Genomic DNA, 19,084 nt, shown 5'->3' on the forward strand with positions numbered 1-19,084 from the left:
GGTTCAGGTCGATGTGCGAATTTACAATTTTTATTTCAATCCTCCTATTTCGTCGCTATACCATTCTTCAAATAAACGTTCAAAAACCAATTGATCGATTGAAACGGAACACATGTCGCGCTTCCGCAATAGGAAACGGGCTTCCCCCCGTACATACATACCGTAATTTTCAGGGTCTAATTTATCGCTCTCTATTCCAGATTGCCATAAACTTCCGAAAAAAGGCTGTTTTTTTATATGTATGTGGTGTAGGTATGGCCAATTCTCCCACTGTTCAGGCCAATGCATCAGGAATAAGTCCAACCAGCCGTATAGCTGAGCCATCGCAGAAGCCGCAAAGACAGATTTATCGATGTGACGAGCTGGCTGAATGGCGGGGTGGGCGTAAACACCGACGGAAGTAGGCTGCCTCAATGCTAATATTGGATAAAGTGGCATCTGTAAGCTATGCGCTATATATGCCGCATCACCGGGTAATGCAACCTGTTGCCCCAAGAAAGAGAGTTCTTCCGATTTTTCTCCTCCCCGTTCCTGAGTGCTATCCAAATCATCGGGATAAATTACCAAACAAAAGCCGGCTTTTGACAATTTGTACATTTGCCGTAAAGACGATCTACTGTTGGCCTCAAGCATAACAAACCTACCGGTAGCTTCTGCCTGCTGTAAAACAGCCAACAAAGCTGGATACCGTTTTTCCCAATTCGCTTTTTCCCCACTGGAAACCATCAGGGCAAAAGGAATCTGTGCTTTTAGTAACCAATAGTGGATCAGTTGATATGCGCCAAAATGGTAAGTGCATATAACGCCCGGCCGTTTACTTATCTTCGCTTGAAATGGCCCCCAACCCTCTATTTGTAGGGGATATTCATGGGCAAAGAAAGCCGTATCCAGCCTATTCAGTTCTTGGCACACCAGATAATTCTGAAATATCTTTATGTGATCTTCATAACTGATTTTCGGGAGGAAGTGCGTCATATTTGCACTCATGAACGTAAACATATTAAGTAATTCGTGATCACACGGAACTGGTTTATTCATTATCATACATCGCAACTGTTGCGATCTATCATCATATATTTTCATTGTATTCATTGGTTATGTCATTTGATAAAGAAGCTGCCCCTAAAACAAGAAAAAAGGGGCAGGCTTCAGCCGCTTTAGAAAAATCCGTACGGGAGATATCAGATTGCTATACTATATCTGCCAAATAGTTTGCTCCATGGTGTCACGGCATACCACACACAAAAGGGTTTCCTGTATAACGCCTTCGAAAGGGCTTGTCTGTTGACTTGTGTTCGCTTTATAGCGGTGTTGTTTTGTTTCATCGTTTTTGTTCTTTTTAGTGTTAAATTAAATCGGGGCCCCAAAAACAGATGCATCACTTGTCAAACCTAAACACTTATTCTAAAAAAAACGAAAAAAACGATGAACGACCTCTCTCAACCTATGAACGACCTCTTTCCACCCATGAACGATATTTTTTGCCCCTTTAAAGCGACCTGATTTTGACCTAAAATGAAGAGCGAAAAAGACGAAAAACGTCATTTTTTGACCAACCTTAAGAAAAACTAATAATGATCTTCTAATTTTAACTTCATATTAACTTAACATAAAGTGAATATTGAGCTAACATTAATATCACATTTTTGTAACTTAATCTTGTACTATGGATTGGTTGCTTTTTTTAGTTATCGTATTATTAATACTGGCAATCGGCGACTTGATCGTTGGAGTCAGCAACGATGCCGTAAATTTTCTAAACTCCGCAATAGGCAGTAAAGTAGCACCATTTCGAACCATCATAATCATTGCCGTCCTTGGTATTCTCATAGGGGCCCTTTTCTCAAGCGGGATGATGGAAATAGCGCGAAAAGGTATTTTCCATCCCGAATATTTCACGTTCGACAAAGTGCTGTGGATTTTTTTAGCCGTGATGCTCACCGATATTGTATTGCTGGATATCTTCAACACGCTCGGGCTACCCACCTCCACCACGGTGTCCATTGTCTTTGAGCTCCTCGGTGCTGCGGCAATGGTCGGGCTATTGTTTTCGGCAGAAAAGCACGAATCGATCAGTGAAACCTTAAAGTACATCAATATCGACAGCACTTTTTCCATTATATCGGGCATCTTTCTCTCTATTTTTATTGCCTTTACCGCAGGTATGCTGGTCCAATACTTTTGTCGGATGGTATTTACATTTCAATATGAAAACCGCCTGGCAAAATTAGGAGCCTTGTTTTCGGGAGCCGGTATAACGACCATTGTCTATTTCCTCCTTATAAAAGGAATGTCGGGCACAACGCTATTTTCACAAAGCTTTATTGGATGGGTGCTGAGCAACACTCTCGTCGTGTTAGGTGTGGTCTTTCTCATCTCAACCGCAGTCTGCTATGTTTTACAGCGTGTTTTCAAGATTAACCCGTTGAAAATCGTTGTGTTGGCAGGGACATTCTCGTTGGCAATGGCTTTTGCCGGAAATGACCTTGTCAACTTTATCGGGGTACCTATCTCTGCCTTAATGGCTTATCAGAACTGGGTGGATAGCGGTGTTGCAGCAGATCAACTTTATCAAACATTTTTGGCCGAGAGCGACATTATCGTACCCAACTATATGTTATTCATTGCCGGTTTGACGATGGCAGCGACAATATGGCTCAGCTCCAAAGCCAAGAAGGTAACCGAAACTGAGGTAAAGTTAGGTAGCCAAAATGAAGATGACGATGAAAAATTCAGACCGAATGCTGTCTCGCGCAGTATCGTTAAATCTTCCTTTTTGCTCGGGAATTTAATCTCGACAATCATACCCGCCAGTATCGGAAAAAAATACAATATCAGTTTTGAAAAGGAGAAGCTACGACAAGCCACACAGGTGGCCGGCGATGCTCCGGCATTTGATTTAGTACGTGCCTCGACAAATCTCATTCTAGCCAGCTTACTCATCGCTTGGGCTACCTCAAAAAAGCTACCGTTATCTACGACATATGTTACCTTCATGGTGGCGATGGGCACCTCGTTGGCAGACAGAGCTTGGGGTCGCGAATCAGCGGTTTATCGGGTCACGGGTGTTTTGAGTGTTATCGGAGGATGGTTTATTACTGCATTTATAGCGTTCAGTGTCTCTGCGATCTTTGCCCTCATTATTTACAAAGGCGGAGTTATCGGCACCTTGATTTTAATGGGTGTAGTATTGTTATATGTCATTCTTTCTCATATCAGTTTTGCAAAGAAGGAAAAAATAGCAAAAACAGAAAAAAGCAAACTTAGCCTATTGGAAAGCTCGGATCTTGACGTATATGTGCGTAGCAAAAACATGGTTGTTTCCCTCTTAATCGATCTGTCTCAGCAATATAATGATGTTCTGAAAGGTATTGGTGAGCATGATATTTCATTATTGAAGAAAACCCATAGGGAGCTGAAAGACTTACGCAATTACACGAATAAGTTGAAGCGAAAGAGTCTTCGAGCGATTCGCGAACTAAATACAAACGATCATAAATCTGCCGAAGTGGTGGTTCATAGTACGGACCTGCTGCAAGACTTAATTCAGTCTGCCACATTTTTAAGTGAGGAAAGCTTACAATATTTCGAAAATCTCCATCGACCCTTGGACGGCGACTTTCTGGAGATCGTGAATACGCTCAATGCAATGATGTATCGTTTCTTTTTCAACGTGATGGATGAGCTTAAAAATGAACGAGGACCGGATATCGATTTATTGCGGGCAGAACGTAATACAATTAGAGAATACATTAATCGTCACTTCGAACAGCAACTGAATATCATAAAAGTACAGCATATTGGGAGTAAGCAGGCTTTGCTTCAAACTGGTTTGTTTTTACAGAGCCGCGATATACAGGCCGTTCTCTTCCGGATTAGCAAACTCTTTGGCCGATTCGAAAATTAGGATACAGAGCTCAGCAAACTATTACTATTTTAGTTTGTTTACAGTATCAAACTGTCATCTGTATGCTAAACTCGATCAGGAACCTCCAAAATATCATTTTGGTCCTCCTCCTCTTTTCGCTCAGTGTGGTCATCTTATATTTTGCCAAAGGCTTTCTTGTGCCGCTGGCATTAGCAAGTGTACTGGCTATGCTGCTGACTAAGATCTGCCGGAAATTTGAAAGCCTGCAGCTACATCGAAGTCTCGCCGCACTTTTCTCCGTCTTCCTATTAGTTATCTCCTTTTCGCTTATAGCAACCTTAATCGGTTGGCAGCTGAGCGGTTTTACTGAGAATTTATCCGAACTCAAACAACAGGGACTAAAGCTCATCGACAAGTTCAGAGATTGGCTGAACGAAAACATGGGAATTGATCGCAAACAGCAGGAAGAAATCACGGCATCACAGGAAAATTCTTCAAACGGTGCGGGAGAAATGCTCATGGGTTTTGCGACAGGTACATTGAGCATCGCGGTAGATACCATATTGGTGATGGTTTATACATTCCTGCTGCTCCTATACCGCACTCGCATTAAAAAATTCGTGCTGATGCTCGTAAAAAGCGAATTCCGCGGAAAAGCGACAGCAATCTTACACAAATCTTCGGCAGTTGCCCAACAGTACCTAGAAGGTCTATCTAAAATGATCGTTCTATTATGGATCATGTATGGTATCGGCTTTTCGGCATTGGGCGTCGAAAATGCGCTTTTCTTTGCTGTACTCTGCGGAATATTAGAAATTGTGCCTTTCGTTGGGAATTTGTTGGGCACCACCTTCACGGTGTTGGCCGTTGCTGCCCAAGGTGGAGATAATCAAATTATCCTGGGCGTAATAGCTGTGTATATGTTGGTGCAGTTTATACAAACATATATCCTTGAGCCTTTGGTCGTCGGAAGCCAAGTAAGAATAAATCCGCTTTTTACGATTATCGGATTAGTTGCCGGCGAACTGCTATGGGGCGTGGCCGGTATGGTTCTAGCTATCCCATTGCTGGGTATCATGCGTATTGTTTTCGATAATATCCCCCATTTAAAGCCTTATGCTTATCTTATAGGATCTGATCAGAGGAAAGGACCTTCACTATTCGAAAAGATAAAAAGACTGTTTAATAAATAACACCAAACTTTATAAGACCCGATAGGCAAGAGCCTATCGGGTTTCTCTTTTGAGGTAATCACGCAATACATATTGAAGAATACCTTCGTTTTTATAGTATTCAATTTCAATACTCGAATCAAAACGGGCTTTTACCTGAAAATTGATAATCTTTCCCGATGGATGCACGGCTTTAACATCAAGTATTTTATGTGGTATCAAATCGGTGGATAGCCCATTGATAGAGAAAACCTCCGTGCCATCCAAACCGAGAGACTCCGCATTTTGTCCGTTGACAAATACCAGCGGTGCCACGCCCATGCCCACAAGGTTACTCCGGTGAATACGCTCGAAGCTTTCCGCTATCACGGCTTTTATACCTAACAAAAAAGTACCTTTTGCCGCCCAGTCTCTCGAAGATCCCGAGCCATACTCTTTCCCCGCCAATACGATGAGTGGGGTCTGGTTATTCTTGTAGGCCATGGCCGTTTCATAAACCGTCTTAACTTCACCTGTCGGCAAATATGTGCTATAGCCCCCTTCCTTATCCGTAATCTTATTTTTAATACGGACATTCGCAAATGTCCCTCGCATCATCACCTCGTGATTACCCCGACGGGAGCCATACGAGTTAAAATCCACCCGGTCTACACCATGTTGCAATAAATATGCACCGGCGGCGGTATTCTCCCGGAAGGAACCTGCGGGAGAAATATGATCTGTCGTTACTGAATCGCCTAAATACAACAATACCCGGGCATCGACGATATCTTTTACAGGTTGCAGCTCCACGCTGAGTCCTTCAAAAAACGGCGATTCTTTGATATAGGTGGAATCATTATTCCATTGATAATTCTCACTTAATTTCACATTCAGGTTTTGCCAATCCGTAGAACCATCAAAAATCACGTCGTACACCGTTTGAAAGTCTTCCACCTTCATACAAGCATTAATGGTGTCCGTGATTTCCTCCCGCGTTGGCCAAATATCCTTTAAATAGACAGGGTTGCCATTGGGATCATAATCTAATGGATCTTCCAATAAATTTACGTCTATTCTTCCGACAAGGGCATAGGCGACAACAAGCATAGGGGACATCAGGAAATTCATCTTGACCTGGGGGTGAACCCGCGCTTCAAAGTTCCGGTTACCCGATAGTACCGATGCAACTACTAGCTCGCCTTTTTCTACCGCTTCCGCGATATGTGGAGGTAGCGGGCCAGAGTTGCCGATACAGGAAGTACAGCCGTATCCCACCGTATGAAACCGCAACGCTTCCAAGTCAGCACTCAGCCCCGACCGGTCCAGATATTGCGTAACCACTTTCGACCCTGGAGCCAAAGAGGTTTTTACCCACGATTTGGTGCGTAACCCTTTCATAACTGCATTTCGTGCCAACAAACCAGCTCCAACCATTACGGCAGGATTTGACGTATTGGTACAACTGGTTATGGCGGCGATAACAATACTTCCATCACTTAACACAAATTCTTTATTCTTGTGTTTAATCCGCACAGACTGGATCGACTCTTCTTTAACTTCAAAATTATTGACCGCATTTACGGGGACTTTTCCAAAAGTAAACTCTGTACCTGAACCTCCGTCTGCTAACCAAGCCGATTCACGACGGTCGTGTACGGAATGATAAAGCCGATCGTATTCTTTTTCCAATAAATGCTCAAACTCCTTCCGTAGATTCCTTACTAAGATTTTATCCTGTGGTCGCTTCGGGCCCGAAACCGTCGGTTCAAGTGTGGATAGATCAAATTCTACCAATGAAGAGTATTCAATACTTTCGTTACCTGTTCGCCAGAGCAAATTTTCTTTACAATACGTCTCCACAATCTGTATTTCTTCTTCTGTCCGGTTTGTCTGCCGCATATATTGTAGCGTGCGATCATCGATCGGGAAATACGTCACTGTACAACCAAACTCGGGAGACATGTTAGAAATCGTCGCTCTATCAGTCACCGTTAAGTTGTCCAAGCCGTCTCCAAACACCTCTACAAACTTACCCACGACACCTTTATCTCTTAACACTTTAGTTATCGACAACACCATATCGGTCGCAGTACACTGCTCGGGTATCTTTCCGGTCAACTTTAATCCGATAACCTCCGGGCAGGTAAAGAAAATCGGTTGCCCAAGCATCGCAGCTTCTGCTTCAATGCCGCCGACACCCCAACCGATAACACCGATACCGTTTACCATAGGGGTATGGGAGTCTGTACCTACCAATGAATCCGGAAACAGCCAGTTATCCCGGCTGATAATACCTTTTGCCAGATACTCTAAATTGACCTGATGGCATATGCCTAGCCCGGGAGGGACAACCGTGAAATTATGAAGACCATTCTGAGCCCATTTTAACAATTCGTATCGTTCTTTATTCCGCTGGTATTCCACCTGAACATTCTTGTCGTACGAATAATCCGTACCAAAGTAATCCACCTGTACCGAATGGTCAATCACTAAATCTACCGGGATGGCCGGATTAATTTTTTGGCCATCCTGACCGTGGCGGACAAATTCGGCTCGGAGGGACGCCATATCGACAACAGCTGGCACTCCCGTAAAATCCTGCATGAGAATACGGGCAGGTTTGAACGGAATATCTTTATCTACAGGTGCAGGAGACCAATGAGCCAATGTATCAATATGCTCATCTGTAATGCTGAAGCCATCATAATTACGCAATGTGTTCTCCAACAGGATACGAATACTGAAAGGAAGCCGTTCTACGTTAACATTTGGTAAGTCTTTGAGGGAACTGTAATGATAAGTCCTGCCTTTAACAGTAAGATCGCGAAGTGATTTTGCTTTGCTTGTTGTCATGACGGTAAGTTTTTATGCTAATTTACCCTTTTTAAAATGAAAAAGACAGACGGAAAGCAATTATTTGACTATCTTGAGTTTAATTATTTATAAAAAATCATAAGCGCTATGGACGATTATAAAATTCCGCCCCAGACACGTATAGGACATGTTCACCTGAAAGTATCCGATCTTAATCGATCACTCGCCTTCTATCAGGACCTGTTAGGTTTTGAACTGACGACAATGTATGGCGATCAGGCCGCATTTCTTTCGGCCGGCGGCTATCATCACCACATTGGGCTGAACACCTGGCATAGCAAAGGGCAACCTCCGGCACAACCTCATGCTGTTGGTCTTTATCATACGGCCATCGTTTATCCGACCCGAAAAGACCTTGCTATGGTACTTAATCGGCTACGGGATGCCCGTTACCCCTTGACTGGCGCAAGCGACCATGGTGTCTCGGAAGCCTTATACCTCAATGATCCCGACGGCAATGGCGTGGAATTGTATTGGGACCGACCAAAGGAACTTTGGCCCGCCAAAGAAGATGGTTCCCTGGAAATGTACACCCGTCCATTGGATCTGGCGAGCCTGTTGCAAGAAGCAGATGATGACGAATAACGGTGTTACGGGCAGGAACTGATTAAATTCAGCAAGTTTCGGCTTTTTTGGAGGCCATATAATGTGGACTTTTGTAAGATAAATTAGAAATGATGGATGGGCAACAACAATTGAACTACAACCGCATTGCTGAAGCAATTGAATACATACGGCGTAACTTCAAACAACAACCAAATTTAGATGAAGTTGCGGCACAAGTGCATTTAAGTCCTTTTCATTTTCAGCGTCTGTTTAGTGAATGGGCAGGAACGACACCTAAGAAGTTTTTGCAATATACGAGCATTGAACACGCTAAAAAACTGCTCAAGGACCAACAAGCGACACTTTTTGATACGGCTTATGAAACAGGGCTGTCAAGTACGGGGCGATTACATGACCTGTTTATCCACATTGAGGGCATGACACCTGCGGAATACAAAAACGGCGCTGCAAACCTTCTGATCAACTATAGCTTTGCAGAAAGCCCCTTTGGCAATTTGATTGTAGCATCGACATCCAAAGGTGTTTGTTATATGGCTTTTGATTCTGATGAAACCAATGCGCTAAACAACTTGATACAAAAATTTCCCAATGCTACTTTTCAGCGAAAATCAGATTTAGCACAACAAAATGCTTTATCCATTTTTCAAAATGACTGGAGCAAATTGTCCAAAATAAAGTTACATCTGAAAGGCACTGATTTTCAATTGAAAGTTTGGGAAACGCTATTGAAAATTCCAGCCGGGCAACTTTCAACCTACGGTAATATTGCTGCACAGATCGGCAACGCAAATGCGTCCAGAGCCGTCGGCACTGCGATCGGAAGTAATCCGGTAGCTTTCCTCATTCCATGCCATCGGGTTATTCAATCTTCGGGAAATGTAGGTGGTTATATGTGGGGTCCGACGCGAAAAATGGCTATCATCGGCTGGGAAAATGCAAAGATGGAGGTATTGGATAGGAAGAATCAGTTTTGAACAAGAGCAGCCACATAAGGTAGTATCCCACTGGTACGAAACTCGAACTCTTTATTTGGAAGATACTTTGCAATTTTGACAACACACTGCGCAATATTGCATGTATACATAACACCGGTACATACACGCGAAACGCCATGGCATATACGTCATGGCGTTTTACGTATATGTCGCGCCGTTTGGACAGTATACAATGACGTTTTGTGTGATGTCTGTGTTGCGTAACGTGTACGTTATGCTGCACACAGTATATGCGACGTGTTCTTACATACACGTTAAACTGCAATAACATGATGTTTTCTTACATTGTATACACGTTATGCTGTATAGCGTACATGTAATATTGCGTCGTATACACGTAAAACTGTTTTGCATACACACATTGTTGTTTAACGTGTACGCAAAAATGTTTTGTATGTTGTCAAAGGCGCATTGTATATACGCAAAATGCCCAACTCTCTATTCGTTACAAACTAATTAGTTTAAAATAAACATAAAAATACTATTTTTTTAAACTTTTTAGTTATATATTTGTCTTACTTTCAAAAGGAGGTATAGGTTGATGTCTATCTCAAATTTATAATGCTTTGGCTACGAAGGATGAAGTCCAACATTTTCTTAATGAGTTTTTTTGCCAAATACAAGGTCTTTGGCGTGATATATAGGAATCGACCGAAAAATGCACAGACTTTGCTGGATTTAGAAATGTCACCGAGCGATAGGAGCAAGGCAATCGAATCGATTAAGGTAGAGGATTATCCTTTTAGAGAGAAACAACTATGAAAAGTCCAATAACAGGAAAAGAAATGAAACTGGTCCAGGAACAGGACCAATTGATATTCCGAAAGGAAGAGTTCCAGGTGATGTACCATTATTATCTTTGCGAGGATAGTGGAGAGCAATTTACCGATGAGCGATTAGATAAGCTCAACCTGGCCCAAGTACACAATCAATATCGCGAAAAATACGGTATCCCCTTTCCAGAAGAGATCCGTCATATCCGGGAGCAGTACGGGATATCGGCCAGCAAGATGTCCGAGATATTGGGGATGGGAGTCAATACCTATCGTCTGTACGAGAACGGCGAAATGCCGACTGTCGCCAATGGACGATTGATCCTGTCTGTGCGCGATCCAGATGAGTTTATCAGACAAGTAGAAGCCAGTGTACGTTATTTGCAAGAAAGTGAAGTCGAGAAACTTACTGCCAAAGCATTTAAATTGATAAAGGAAAGAGAAAGTGGTGTGCGCTATGGTGAGCCTGCTAAGATAGAATTGAGACAAGATGCGCCTAATGCTTACAACGGCTACCGTCGTCTCGATCTGCCGCGTGTAGCACAGGTCATTGCTTATTTGGATAATAAGGCGGGAGAGTTGTATAAGACCAAACTCAATAAACTATTGTTTTATATCGATTTTTTGGCATATAAATGTATAGGTAATTCCATCATGGGCTTGCAATACCGTGCTATTCCATACGGACCAGTACCATCAGAGTACGAGCGTCTGTTTCTTCGCCTACAGGATGAAGGGTGGTTGTCAAATGAAGAGCGGCAAAATGGTGGAGAACAGTTTTATGAAGTATATCACGCGGATATCGCTTTTGAGGGGCAACTGTTTACAGGGGAGGAGATTAAAGTAATAGATACCGTTGCGGCGTTGTTTAAGAAAAAGAAAACCAGTGAAATCGTCGATCTTAGTCATACCGAACAAGCTTGGATCGATAATGAGCAGAATCGAGCGCTTATTAGCTATCAAGAATATGCTTTTGGATTGAAGATTTGAGCGTACGTAATCAGTTGTCCCTATCAGATTAACAGTAAGAATTGCCTAACAGTAGGAAAATAGGGACTGTTGCTGCCCATCGAAGATATTGCGGCAATAATAAGAACTTGTCCAAAAGGCTTCCAAAGGTTAGTTTGATTAACTGCATCAGCTTTTTGTATTTTTGTCTATATACAACAGGATAGTTTGGTCAATGCACAATCAAAATGAAATTCGACAAATATTTTCCAATCGAAAAACTAAAGCCCTACATTAAATATTTTGTAGTATCGGAGAATGAATTGGAAAACGAATACAAGGTTCTTCCATCATCGGGATTGGTTATCGGTTTTCAATACAAAGGACAACTTGCAACCATTACCGGCAATACAGAAAGCAAACTAAAGTCGGCGGGTATTACTGGAATTACCGACTGCTTCAAAATCTTTAAAAACTCTGCTGATATTGGAACGGTATTGGTATACTTTACAGAAACAGGCTTTATCCATTTTGCTTCCCATCCTGCAAACGAACTGTTCAACCTGAGCCTATCACTTGACGATATTTTTGATAGGAACAGCGTGAGCGAAATAGAGGAAAAGCTGGCATTTGCCACTACCGACAAATACCGGATAAAGATTGTGGAGCAGTATCTAATATCACAGCTTAAAGACATTGAAACCGACAAATTGATTGTTGACGCGGTTAAACTTATCTATCAAAGCAATGGAGCTATCCGTATAAAGGATCTGAGCAAAAAACTGCTCATCAGCCAAAGTCCGTTTGAGAAACGATTTAGAAAAGTGGTTGGGACAACCGCTAAAAAATTTGCTTCTATTGTTCGTTTTAATACAGTTATTGACAATCTTGACGAAACAAAAACGCTGACCGAAATCTGCTACGAGAACAATTTTTTCGACCAGTCACATTTTATCAAGGATTTTAAACGGTTTACCGGGGATACACCCGAAAATTTTAAGCGTTTTTTGTAGCTGGCATTATACGGGTCAAATGGCTATACCGCTTCCGCCCACCACTTTAATGCCTTTCTCGAATTTTTTCCAAAATCTGATATAGCGATAGTCAACTTCAAATGGTACGTTATTGAATCTTCCCTTCAATTTCATTGTCAATGTAATGACCGCCATATCATCGATAATGTTCAGGTTTTCAACTTTTGGAAAAAGTTCGTCGACCTTTAATGCCCCATCACGATAGGTATCCAAATCGGCTTCTTTAGTTATTACTTCCCCGCTTGGGAGAATAAACAACAGGTCATTGTGCAGTAATTCGTCAAGCAACGGTACATTGGCTTCTTTGATTGCACTGTAGAGCTTGTTTTCCTGTTCTATAATGTTGTTTTCTGTTATTGCATTACCCATAATCATATGTTTGCCACCAAAATGGAAATTATTCATGTAGGACAAATTTATAGATCAAACTTTTTAATTAGCTATATTGGTATAAGAAAAACGATTTTTTACAATTAGAGGGATTTTCATCAACGCACCTTTGCAATGTAATTTAATGTAAGGGCAAATGATAAAACCAATTCTGGAATTAGCAGTCATATTATCAGGTTCGGACATTATGGTTGCGTGCAATTCAACAATCGTTTAACAATCAAATCAAGAAAAAATGTTTACTGCAGAACAAATCAAAACAGCCCATGCCAAGGTAAAATCAGGTGCTGACTTCCCATCCTACATTCAGGAAATTAAAGCATTGGGTGTAACCCACTATGAAGCATATGTAACCGATGGGCATATTGACTATCACGGTGTTAATGCCTATACAGCGAATGTGCCCGCAAAGTATGAGCCGTTAGTAATTGCCGACACCCCAAAAGGTGAAGCATTTAAGGCAGAACTGTTAGCTCACCAACAAGGCAAAACGGATTTTCTTACTTTTATTAAAATGTGTGCAACATTTGGCATTGAAAAGTGGGCTATTTGTATAGACAAAATGACCTGTACCTACTACGACAAATCTGGAAATGAAATTTTGGCAGAAGAAATCCCGCACTAATTTTAAAAAGAAACTCATGTATTCCTAATCTGCCCTTATAAACGCAAAAAAGCCGTTTTTCTATATAAAAAAACGACTTTTTGATGTGGTGACCCCGGAGAGGCTCGAACTCTCGACCCACTGATTAAGAGTCTGTTGCTCTACCAACTGAGCTACGAAGTCAAAACGTCGTTTCTGACTTACAGGAACAATATTAGCCATTATTTTTGGAATCATGAAATTTGTTCCGTTACATATTTGTAACGGTTTTTTAAACGATTTATAGAAATTCACCGGCGGTACTGCTTGTGGCTATCATTCGGCTGTCCAATCTTCGATAACAATTCTGTCAAGTCTGTCAAAGTCACTTACGTTTTTTGTCACCAAAGTAAGGTTGTTGAAAATGGCTGTTGTACCTATAAGCAAGTCAAAATCGTCTAATATCCTACCCTTGGTTTTCAATCGGGCTTTTTCTTTTGCGTAAATGTCGAGAACAGGGAAAATCGGAAGAATATCGAATTTAGCAATAAATGCTTCCATATTTTTTCGGTTCTTTTCTTTCTGCACACTGTTTTCAACACCGTATTTAAGCTCCGCTATCGTCACTTCAGACAAAAGACAGTTTTCTTCACCAACTGCTTTGATTTTACGATGCAGGTCAAACTGCCCTTTGATGAAATAGATACAAATATTGGTGTCGAGTAAGAATTTTTTCACAATTCTTCACGTTTACGGGTGAAGTTCCTTGCAGCTTTAAGTTCCGCAATTAATTCATCTGCGGTTTGGTCTGATTCCCAAGAACCGTATAAAGATTCAAGAGAAACTTCTTTCTCTCGCTTTTTAGAGGTTTTCATCGACTTTGAAAGTCGGGCGATAAGTTCCAATTTATTATTGGGACTAAGACTTTTCAGCAATGTATAATAGCTGTCAATTAGGGTTGTATTTAAATCTGCTGTTTTCATCTTTTCCTCCTTTCAAATTATAACAAAGATAGTCAAAATTTTTTGCTATATATTTGTCGCCTAAAAATACGGGGTTGCAAAGTCTGAAAAATAATCGGTGTCGTTTTGCAATTATCGTTTCTATTTGTTCTATAACCCGTTATTAGAAAATTTTTAAGGGCATCCAATAGTGAGTAAAGAAATGAGTAAAATTGAGGCAAAACCACTATAGTATTGTCGGGAATTTAAAATAATATTTAACCGTCCTTATGAATAGATTATATTACTGTAAGTGACTGAAATAAAGCACATAAAACTAAAAACCCCCATATTACTATGAGGACTTGTTTGTGACCCCGGAGAGGCTCGAACTCTCGACCCACTGATTAAGAGTCAGTTGCTCTACCAACTGAGCTACGGAGTCTGGTGTGCCAAATATCAGGATAAAATTTATTAGAATAAAGAAAAAATTAAAGTTTTGATATTACGTACCTTTGCGTAGGCTTTTTTGGTATATATATGGCAACTCTCCGCTATGATACGCCTGCGTCACTTCAAACACACAAACGACGGGTCCGGGCTGCAATTACACTATTCTATTTCGGACAAGGCTTGGCCTTCGCTTCCTGGGCAAGCCGTATCCCCTTGATAAAAAGCCAGCTTGCCTTATCGGATGCGCAGCTCGGTACAGTACTCCTTATGCTCCCCATAGGCCAACTGCTGACTATGCCCCTCTCGGGCAAATTGGTGTCCAAGTTCGGCAGCCACAGTCTGCTACCCATCATGGCGCTGTTGTATGGTATCAATCTATTAGCTATTGCTTTTGCAGCAAATGGCATACAGTTGGGTATTTTACTGTTTCTGTTCGGTGTCATTGGCAACATGTGTAATATATCGGTCAATACACAGGGTGTTTTAGGCGAAAATATTTACCAAAAACCTATTATGGCGTCGTTCCATGGCGCGTGGAGTCTGGCTGGCTTTACGGGAGCGTTGATCGGCCTGTTGACGACAAACTTACATTTAAGTACTGCACAGCATTTCTTATTGATTTTTGTCCTGCTGATTATCAACGTTTTCGTAAACAGATCCTACCTTGCTCCTCCATCGGAAAATCTGACCATGAAAAGATCCTTTTCCTTTAAACCCGACCGTATCTTAATTTCACTGGGTGTCGTCGGATTCTGCAGCATGGCCACCGAAGGAGCTATGTTCGATTGGAGCGGTGTGTATTTCCATGATATTGTCCAATCTCCTGAACAGTTGGTGACGTTAGGTTATGCGTCATTTATGATTATGATGGCGATAGGACGCTTTATCGGAGATTTTGTGTTGCAACGCCTCGGACGCCAACGGACACTGCAGGTTAGCGGTCTACTGATGTTTACCGGAATGATGCTATCTGTTGCCTTCCCGAATATTTATATGGCCACAGTTGGTTTTATGATGGTCGGTATTGGCGTAGCCTGTAATATACCAACGGTCTATTCTGTTGCAGGGAAACACCCGACTATCCCATCGGGTATGGCTATCGCCATGGTATCTACCGTAAGCTATCTGGGCTTCCTCATGGGACCTCCCCTAATCGGTTACATCGCCGAGGTATTTAGTCTCCGCTTTTCATTCGCCCTCTTCTCCTTCTTTGGTTTACTCATGTTTATCATGAGCAGCAAGTTGAAGGTGTTTAAAGTATAGCTAAAAAAAGAAGAGGCCATTCCCGAAATTTGTCTTTAAAAACAAAGGAAACAGCCTCTCATTCGTATTAGAAAATAAACTTGGTACTTAAGAAGTTTGACGCGTCCGCACTGACAATCTCATTCAGCAGCTCTTTATTGCTTTCGCTGAACTTAGCGGCCACCAACGAGCGTATAGAGAACGAACGTAAGGCATCTACAACAGACAAGGTACCCTCAGCACTGTCTTTCCGACCAGTGAACGGGAATGTATCCGGACCGCGCTGACATTGGCAGTTGATGTTCACTCTACTCACCTGATTGACCAACGGATCAATCAACGATGAAAGCACAGAAGCATTGTTACTAAAAATGCTGACTTGCTGTCCGTGAGAAGATCCGATAAGGTATTCAATAGGCTCCTCCAAATCGTCAAACGGTACAACTGGAATAACAGGCCCAAATTGTTCCTCCCGATACAGCTTCATCTGTGCGTTGACCGGATAAACGATCGCCGGATAGAAGAATGATTCCGAGACCTGTCCACCGTTTTCATTGACCACTTTAGCGCCGTGAGCCTTCGCATCTTCAATACATTCGGTTAAATAAGCGGGCTTATTTACTTCGGGTAGGGGTGTCAGCATAACGCCTTTCTCCCAGGGCATACCGTATTTCAATTTACCGACCTCTGCCGACAACCTTTTCAAAAACTCTTGAGCTATGCTCCGATGTACATAGATAATTTTCAGTGCCGTACAACGTTGCCCATTGAACGACAGCGAGCCCAATACGGTCTCGGACACGGCCAAGTTCAAATCTGCATCTTTGTTAATAATAGCAGCGTTCTTCGCATCCAGCCCAAGTATAGCGCGCAACCGATTCACTTTAGGATGCAGCTTTTTCAATTCATCGGCTACACGGCTGGATCCAATCAATGTCAGGACATTAATCTTACCCGATTGCATCAACGATGGCACAATTTTATTGCCTCGTCCATAAATCGTATTGACGACTCCTTTCGGGAAACTCGTCCGGAATGCATCCAACAAAGGGTAATGCAATAACGTACCGTGCTTTGGTGGTTTAAACAACAGTGTGTTGCCCATGATCAATGCCGGTATCAATGTAGTGAAAGTCTCGTTTAACGGATAGTTGAACGGTCCCATACAGAGTACGACACCCAAAGGCGATCTCCTGATCTGCGCGACGATACCTTGTTCAATTTGAAAACGTGACGAATCCCGATCTAAATCTTTCAATGCATCTATGGTCGCGTATATATACTCTACCGTGCGATCAAATTCTTTTACCGAATCGGCAAATGATTTACCGATTTCCCACATAATCAATTTTACGACGATATCTTTCTTTTCAATCATCTTTCGTGTAAAATCTTCTACACATTTGATACGGTCGGCAACACTCATCGTTGGCCATACGCCTCGGCCGTTATCATAGGCTTTTACAGCGGCATCCAGTGCTTGCATGGACTCTTGTTCCGTACATACCGGATAGCTACCTATACGCTTTCGTTGTAACCCGTCTTTTGTTTTGACACAAATGGGTGAGAAAACCTCACTGATCTGGCCGTCCCAGGTCAACATCTCGCCGTTTGACAAATATTCCCGCTGATCGATTTGCTCGCTTAAAGCAAACTCCGCTGGAATATTATTCTCTTCACTGAAAAGAGTTTCTAAGTCTAAACTCATAATAAGAAAATAGGTGAAAATTTATTTTTTAATAATATTGCAAAATTAGCATCAAAAAACGGCTATTCAAAGAAAAATATATAATAAAAACACGAAATCGTTGTCGAAATGTTAAAAATTAAAAAATCCTGCCTATCCATAGATTCCTCTTCGTTCCTCATTCGGAATGACGACCTTATTCCTGTGGGTGACAATAGTATGTAATCGCCAAAAACAATTTGATAACTTTGTATATATAAATCACGACTATGGCAACACGCATTCCTTTAGCTGAACGGCTACGGCCAAAAACGCTGGCAGATTATGTAGGGCAGGAGCACATTATGGGTGAAGGCGGGGTATTACGATCCGCCATAGACCGCCGGAATATTCCCTCCATGATTCTATGGGGGCCGCCGGGAGTCGGCAAAACCAGCTTGGCCTATCTTATTGCCCGGGAGCTCGATCGCCCCTTTTTTAGTCTTTCTGCGATAAAATCGGGTGTAAAGGAGGTGCGCGAGATTATTGATAAGGCGGAACAGCTGAAGAATTTCGATCAATCGCAACCTATTCTTTTTATTGATGAAATTCACCGTTTTTCCAAGTCGCAACAGGACTCCTTACTCGGAGCCGTAGAAAAAGGATTGGTCACCCTTATTGGTGCAACCACCGAAAACCCCTCCTTTGAGGTCATATCTGCTTTATTATCACGTTGTCAGGTATATGTACTCGAACATCTTAGTGAGGAGGAGCTTATTTCACTGCTTCAAAAAGCGATGCAAGAGGATGATTTCCTCAAAAATGATACGATCAACTTGCAGGAATACGAAGCACTTATCCGACTTTCCGGCGGAGATGCACGACGCCTGTTGAATATCTTCGAATTGGTCGTGGATGCTGCTGTACCCCACCATACGCCCATTACAAACGATTTTGTGTTGAAGCAGGTACAGCAAAATATGGCGCGATACGATAAGACCGGAGAGCAACACTACGATATCATTTCGGCATTTATTAAGTCTATTCGGGGTTCCGATCCGAACGCTGCTGTATATTGGCTGGCCCGAATGATTGAGGGAGGCGAGGATCCGTCTTTTATTGCCCGCCGATTACTGATCCTGGCGTCGGAAGATATTGGCAATGCCAATCCTAATGCCCTATTATTGGCGAACACCTGTTTCCAAGCGGTCAACGTCATCGGCTGGCCGGAGGCCCGCATTATTCTCTCTCAGGCGGTGACTTACCTTGCCTGCTCCGCAAAAAGCAACGCCTCTTATGAAGCGGTCAACAAGGCACAAACGTTGGTACGGCGTACGGGAGACCTTTCTGTGCCCCTACATCTGCGGAATGCACCAACAAAACTGATGAAGGAGCTGGATTATGGTGCGGAATATAAGTATGCACACGCCTTTCCCGGAAATTTCGTGGAGCAGGAGTTCTTGCCGAATGAAATCACGAATACAAAGCTCTATGATCCTGGCACCAACAGTGCGGAAGATAAACTGCGTCAGTCGCTCCGCGAAAAATGGAAAGGGAAATACGGATATTAGTTGAACTCACGCAGTTGTGCACAAA

Annotated in this window: 16 protein-coding genes and 2 tRNA genes; 9 read left to right on the forward strand and 9 right to left on the reverse strand. The window is 42.3% G+C overall.

Annotated features, from left to right (window positions below; translation table 11 throughout):
- Nucleotides 1–30: 30 nt before the first annotated feature.
- Nucleotides 31–987 carry a hypothetical protein gene (locus G5B30_RS03115; RefSeq protein WP_165318506.1) on the reverse strand — a complete coding sequence of 319 codons (957 nt, stop codon included), beginning with the start codon at nucleotides 985–987 and terminating at the stop codon, nucleotides 31–33.
- Between the two features lie 194 nt (nucleotides 988–1,181).
- Complete coding sequence (locus G5B30_RS17245) at nucleotides 1,182–1,325, reverse strand: hypothetical protein (RefSeq protein WP_206366993.1); 144 nt, start codon at nucleotides 1,323–1,325, stop codon at nucleotides 1,182–1,184.
- A gap of 341 nt (nucleotides 1,326–1,666) precedes the next feature.
- On the opposite strand from G5B30_RS17245, the gene G5B30_RS03120 reads away from it, so the two are divergent.
- Nucleotides 1,667–3,907: an inorganic phosphate transporter gene (locus G5B30_RS03120; protein ID WP_165318507.1), complete on the forward strand. Its 2,241-nt coding sequence runs from the start codon at nucleotides 1,667–1,669 to the stop codon at nucleotides 3,905–3,907.
- A 62-nt stretch (nucleotides 3,908–3,969) separates the two neighbouring features.
- Nucleotides 3,970–5,061 (forward strand): AI-2E family transporter, encoded by a 1,092-nt coding sequence (locus tag G5B30_RS03125; protein ID WP_206366994.1) that lies wholly within the window; start codon nucleotides 3,970–3,972, stop codon nucleotides 5,059–5,061.
- 33 nt (nucleotides 5,062–5,094) lie between these two features.
- Here the strand turns inward: G5B30_RS03125 and acnA are convergent, their stop codons facing one another.
- Nucleotides 5,095–7,875, reverse strand: coding sequence for an aconitate hydratase AcnA (acnA, locus tag G5B30_RS03130; protein ID WP_165318508.1), 2,781 nt, complete (start codon nucleotides 7,873–7,875; stop codon nucleotides 5,095–5,097).
- Between the two features lie 108 nt (nucleotides 7,876–7,983).
- On the opposite strand from acnA, the gene G5B30_RS03135 reads away from it, so the two are divergent.
- The 4 genes from G5B30_RS03135 to G5B30_RS03150 all read left to right on the forward strand — a co-directional run bounded on the left by G5B30_RS03135 (nucleotide 7,984) and on the right by G5B30_RS03150 (nucleotide 12,192).
- Entirely contained in the window at nucleotides 7,984–8,481 is a 498-nt protein-coding gene (locus G5B30_RS03135) for a VOC family protein (protein ID WP_165318509.1), read from the forward strand.
- Nucleotides 8,482–8,573: 92 nt separating this feature from the next.
- On the forward strand, nucleotides 8,574–9,437 hold the full coding sequence (locus tag G5B30_RS03140; protein WP_165318788.1) for a bifunctional helix-turn-helix domain-containing protein/methylated-DNA--[protein]-cysteine S-methyltransferase: 864 nt from the start codon (nucleotides 8,574–8,576) through the stop codon (nucleotides 9,435–9,437).
- Between the two features lie 779 nt (nucleotides 9,438–10,216).
- On the forward strand, nucleotides 10,217–11,221 hold the full coding sequence (locus tag G5B30_RS03145) for a type II toxin-antitoxin system antitoxin SocA domain-containing protein (protein ID WP_165318510.1): 1,005 nt from the start codon (nucleotides 10,217–10,219) through the stop codon (nucleotides 11,219–11,221).
- Between the two features lie 206 nt (nucleotides 11,222–11,427).
- A complete protein-coding gene (locus G5B30_RS03150; RefSeq protein WP_165318511.1) occupies nucleotides 11,428–12,192 on the forward strand; it encodes a helix-turn-helix domain-containing protein in 765 nt (254 codons plus the stop codon).
- Between the two features lie 15 nt (nucleotides 12,193–12,207).
- Here G5B30_RS03150 and G5B30_RS03155 read toward each other — a convergent pair whose 3' ends face one another.
- On the reverse strand, nucleotides 12,208–12,618 hold the full coding sequence (locus G5B30_RS03155; protein WP_240903082.1) for a nuclear transport factor 2 family protein: 411 nt from the start codon (nucleotides 12,616–12,618) through the stop codon (nucleotides 12,208–12,210).
- A 220-nt stretch (nucleotides 12,619–12,838) separates the two neighbouring features.
- Here G5B30_RS03155 and G5B30_RS03160 point away from each other — a divergent pair, with 220 nt between their 5' ends.
- Nucleotides 12,839–13,228 carry a DUF1398 domain-containing protein gene (locus G5B30_RS03160; RefSeq protein ID WP_165318512.1) on the forward strand — a complete coding sequence of 130 codons (390 nt, stop codon included), beginning with the start codon at nucleotides 12,839–12,841 and terminating at the stop codon, nucleotides 13,226–13,228.
- A gap of 86 nt (nucleotides 13,229–13,314) precedes the next feature.
- Here G5B30_RS03160 and G5B30_RS03165 read toward each other — a convergent pair.
- From G5B30_RS03165 to G5B30_RS03180, 4 genes are all read right to left on the reverse strand, one after another.
- Nucleotides 13,315–13,390 (reverse strand) — tRNA-Lys (locus G5B30_RS03165).
- Nucleotides 13,391–13,522: 132 nt separating this feature from the next.
- Entirely contained in the window at nucleotides 13,523–13,924 is a 402-nt protein-coding gene (locus G5B30_RS03170) for a type II toxin-antitoxin system VapC family toxin (protein ID WP_165318513.1), read from the reverse strand.
- Nucleotides 13,921–14,169 carry a hypothetical protein gene (locus G5B30_RS03175; RefSeq protein WP_165318514.1) on the reverse strand — a complete coding sequence of 83 codons (249 nt, stop codon included), beginning with the start codon at nucleotides 14,167–14,169 and terminating at the stop codon, nucleotides 13,921–13,923. Before G5B30_RS03175 ends, G5B30_RS03170 begins: the two co-directional genes overlap by 4 nt.
- Before the next feature lie 330 nt (nucleotides 14,170–14,499).
- Nucleotides 14,500–14,572, reverse strand: a tRNA-Lys gene (locus G5B30_RS03180).
- Between the two features lie 95 nt (nucleotides 14,573–14,667).
- Between G5B30_RS03180 and G5B30_RS03185 the strand changes: the two genes are divergently transcribed.
- Complete coding sequence (locus G5B30_RS03185) at nucleotides 14,668–15,843, forward strand: MFS transporter (protein ID WP_165318515.1); 1,176 nt, start codon at nucleotides 14,668–14,670, stop codon at nucleotides 15,841–15,843.
- Nucleotides 15,844–15,910: 67 nt separating this feature from the next.
- Here the strand turns inward: G5B30_RS03185 and G5B30_RS03190 are convergent, their stop codons facing one another.
- Complete coding sequence (locus tag G5B30_RS03190) at nucleotides 15,911–17,530, reverse strand: NADP-dependent glyceraldehyde-3-phosphate dehydrogenase (RefSeq protein ID WP_165318516.1); 1,620 nt, start codon at nucleotides 17,528–17,530, stop codon at nucleotides 15,911–15,913.
- Nucleotides 17,531–17,778: 248 nt separating this feature from the next.
- Between G5B30_RS03190 and G5B30_RS03195 the strand changes: the two genes are divergently transcribed.
- Nucleotides 17,779–19,059, forward strand: a complete 1,281-nt coding sequence (locus G5B30_RS03195; protein ID WP_165318517.1) for a replication-associated recombination protein A — start codon at nucleotides 17,779–17,781, stop codon at nucleotides 19,057–19,059.
- Nucleotides 19,060–19,084 lie beyond the last annotated feature (25 nt).

The sequence above is a fragment of the Sphingobacterium sp. SGG-5 genome (assembly GCF_011043525.1).
In the GTDB taxonomy this organism is placed as follows: Bacteria; Bacteroidota; Bacteroidia; order Sphingobacteriales; family Sphingobacteriaceae; genus Sphingobacterium.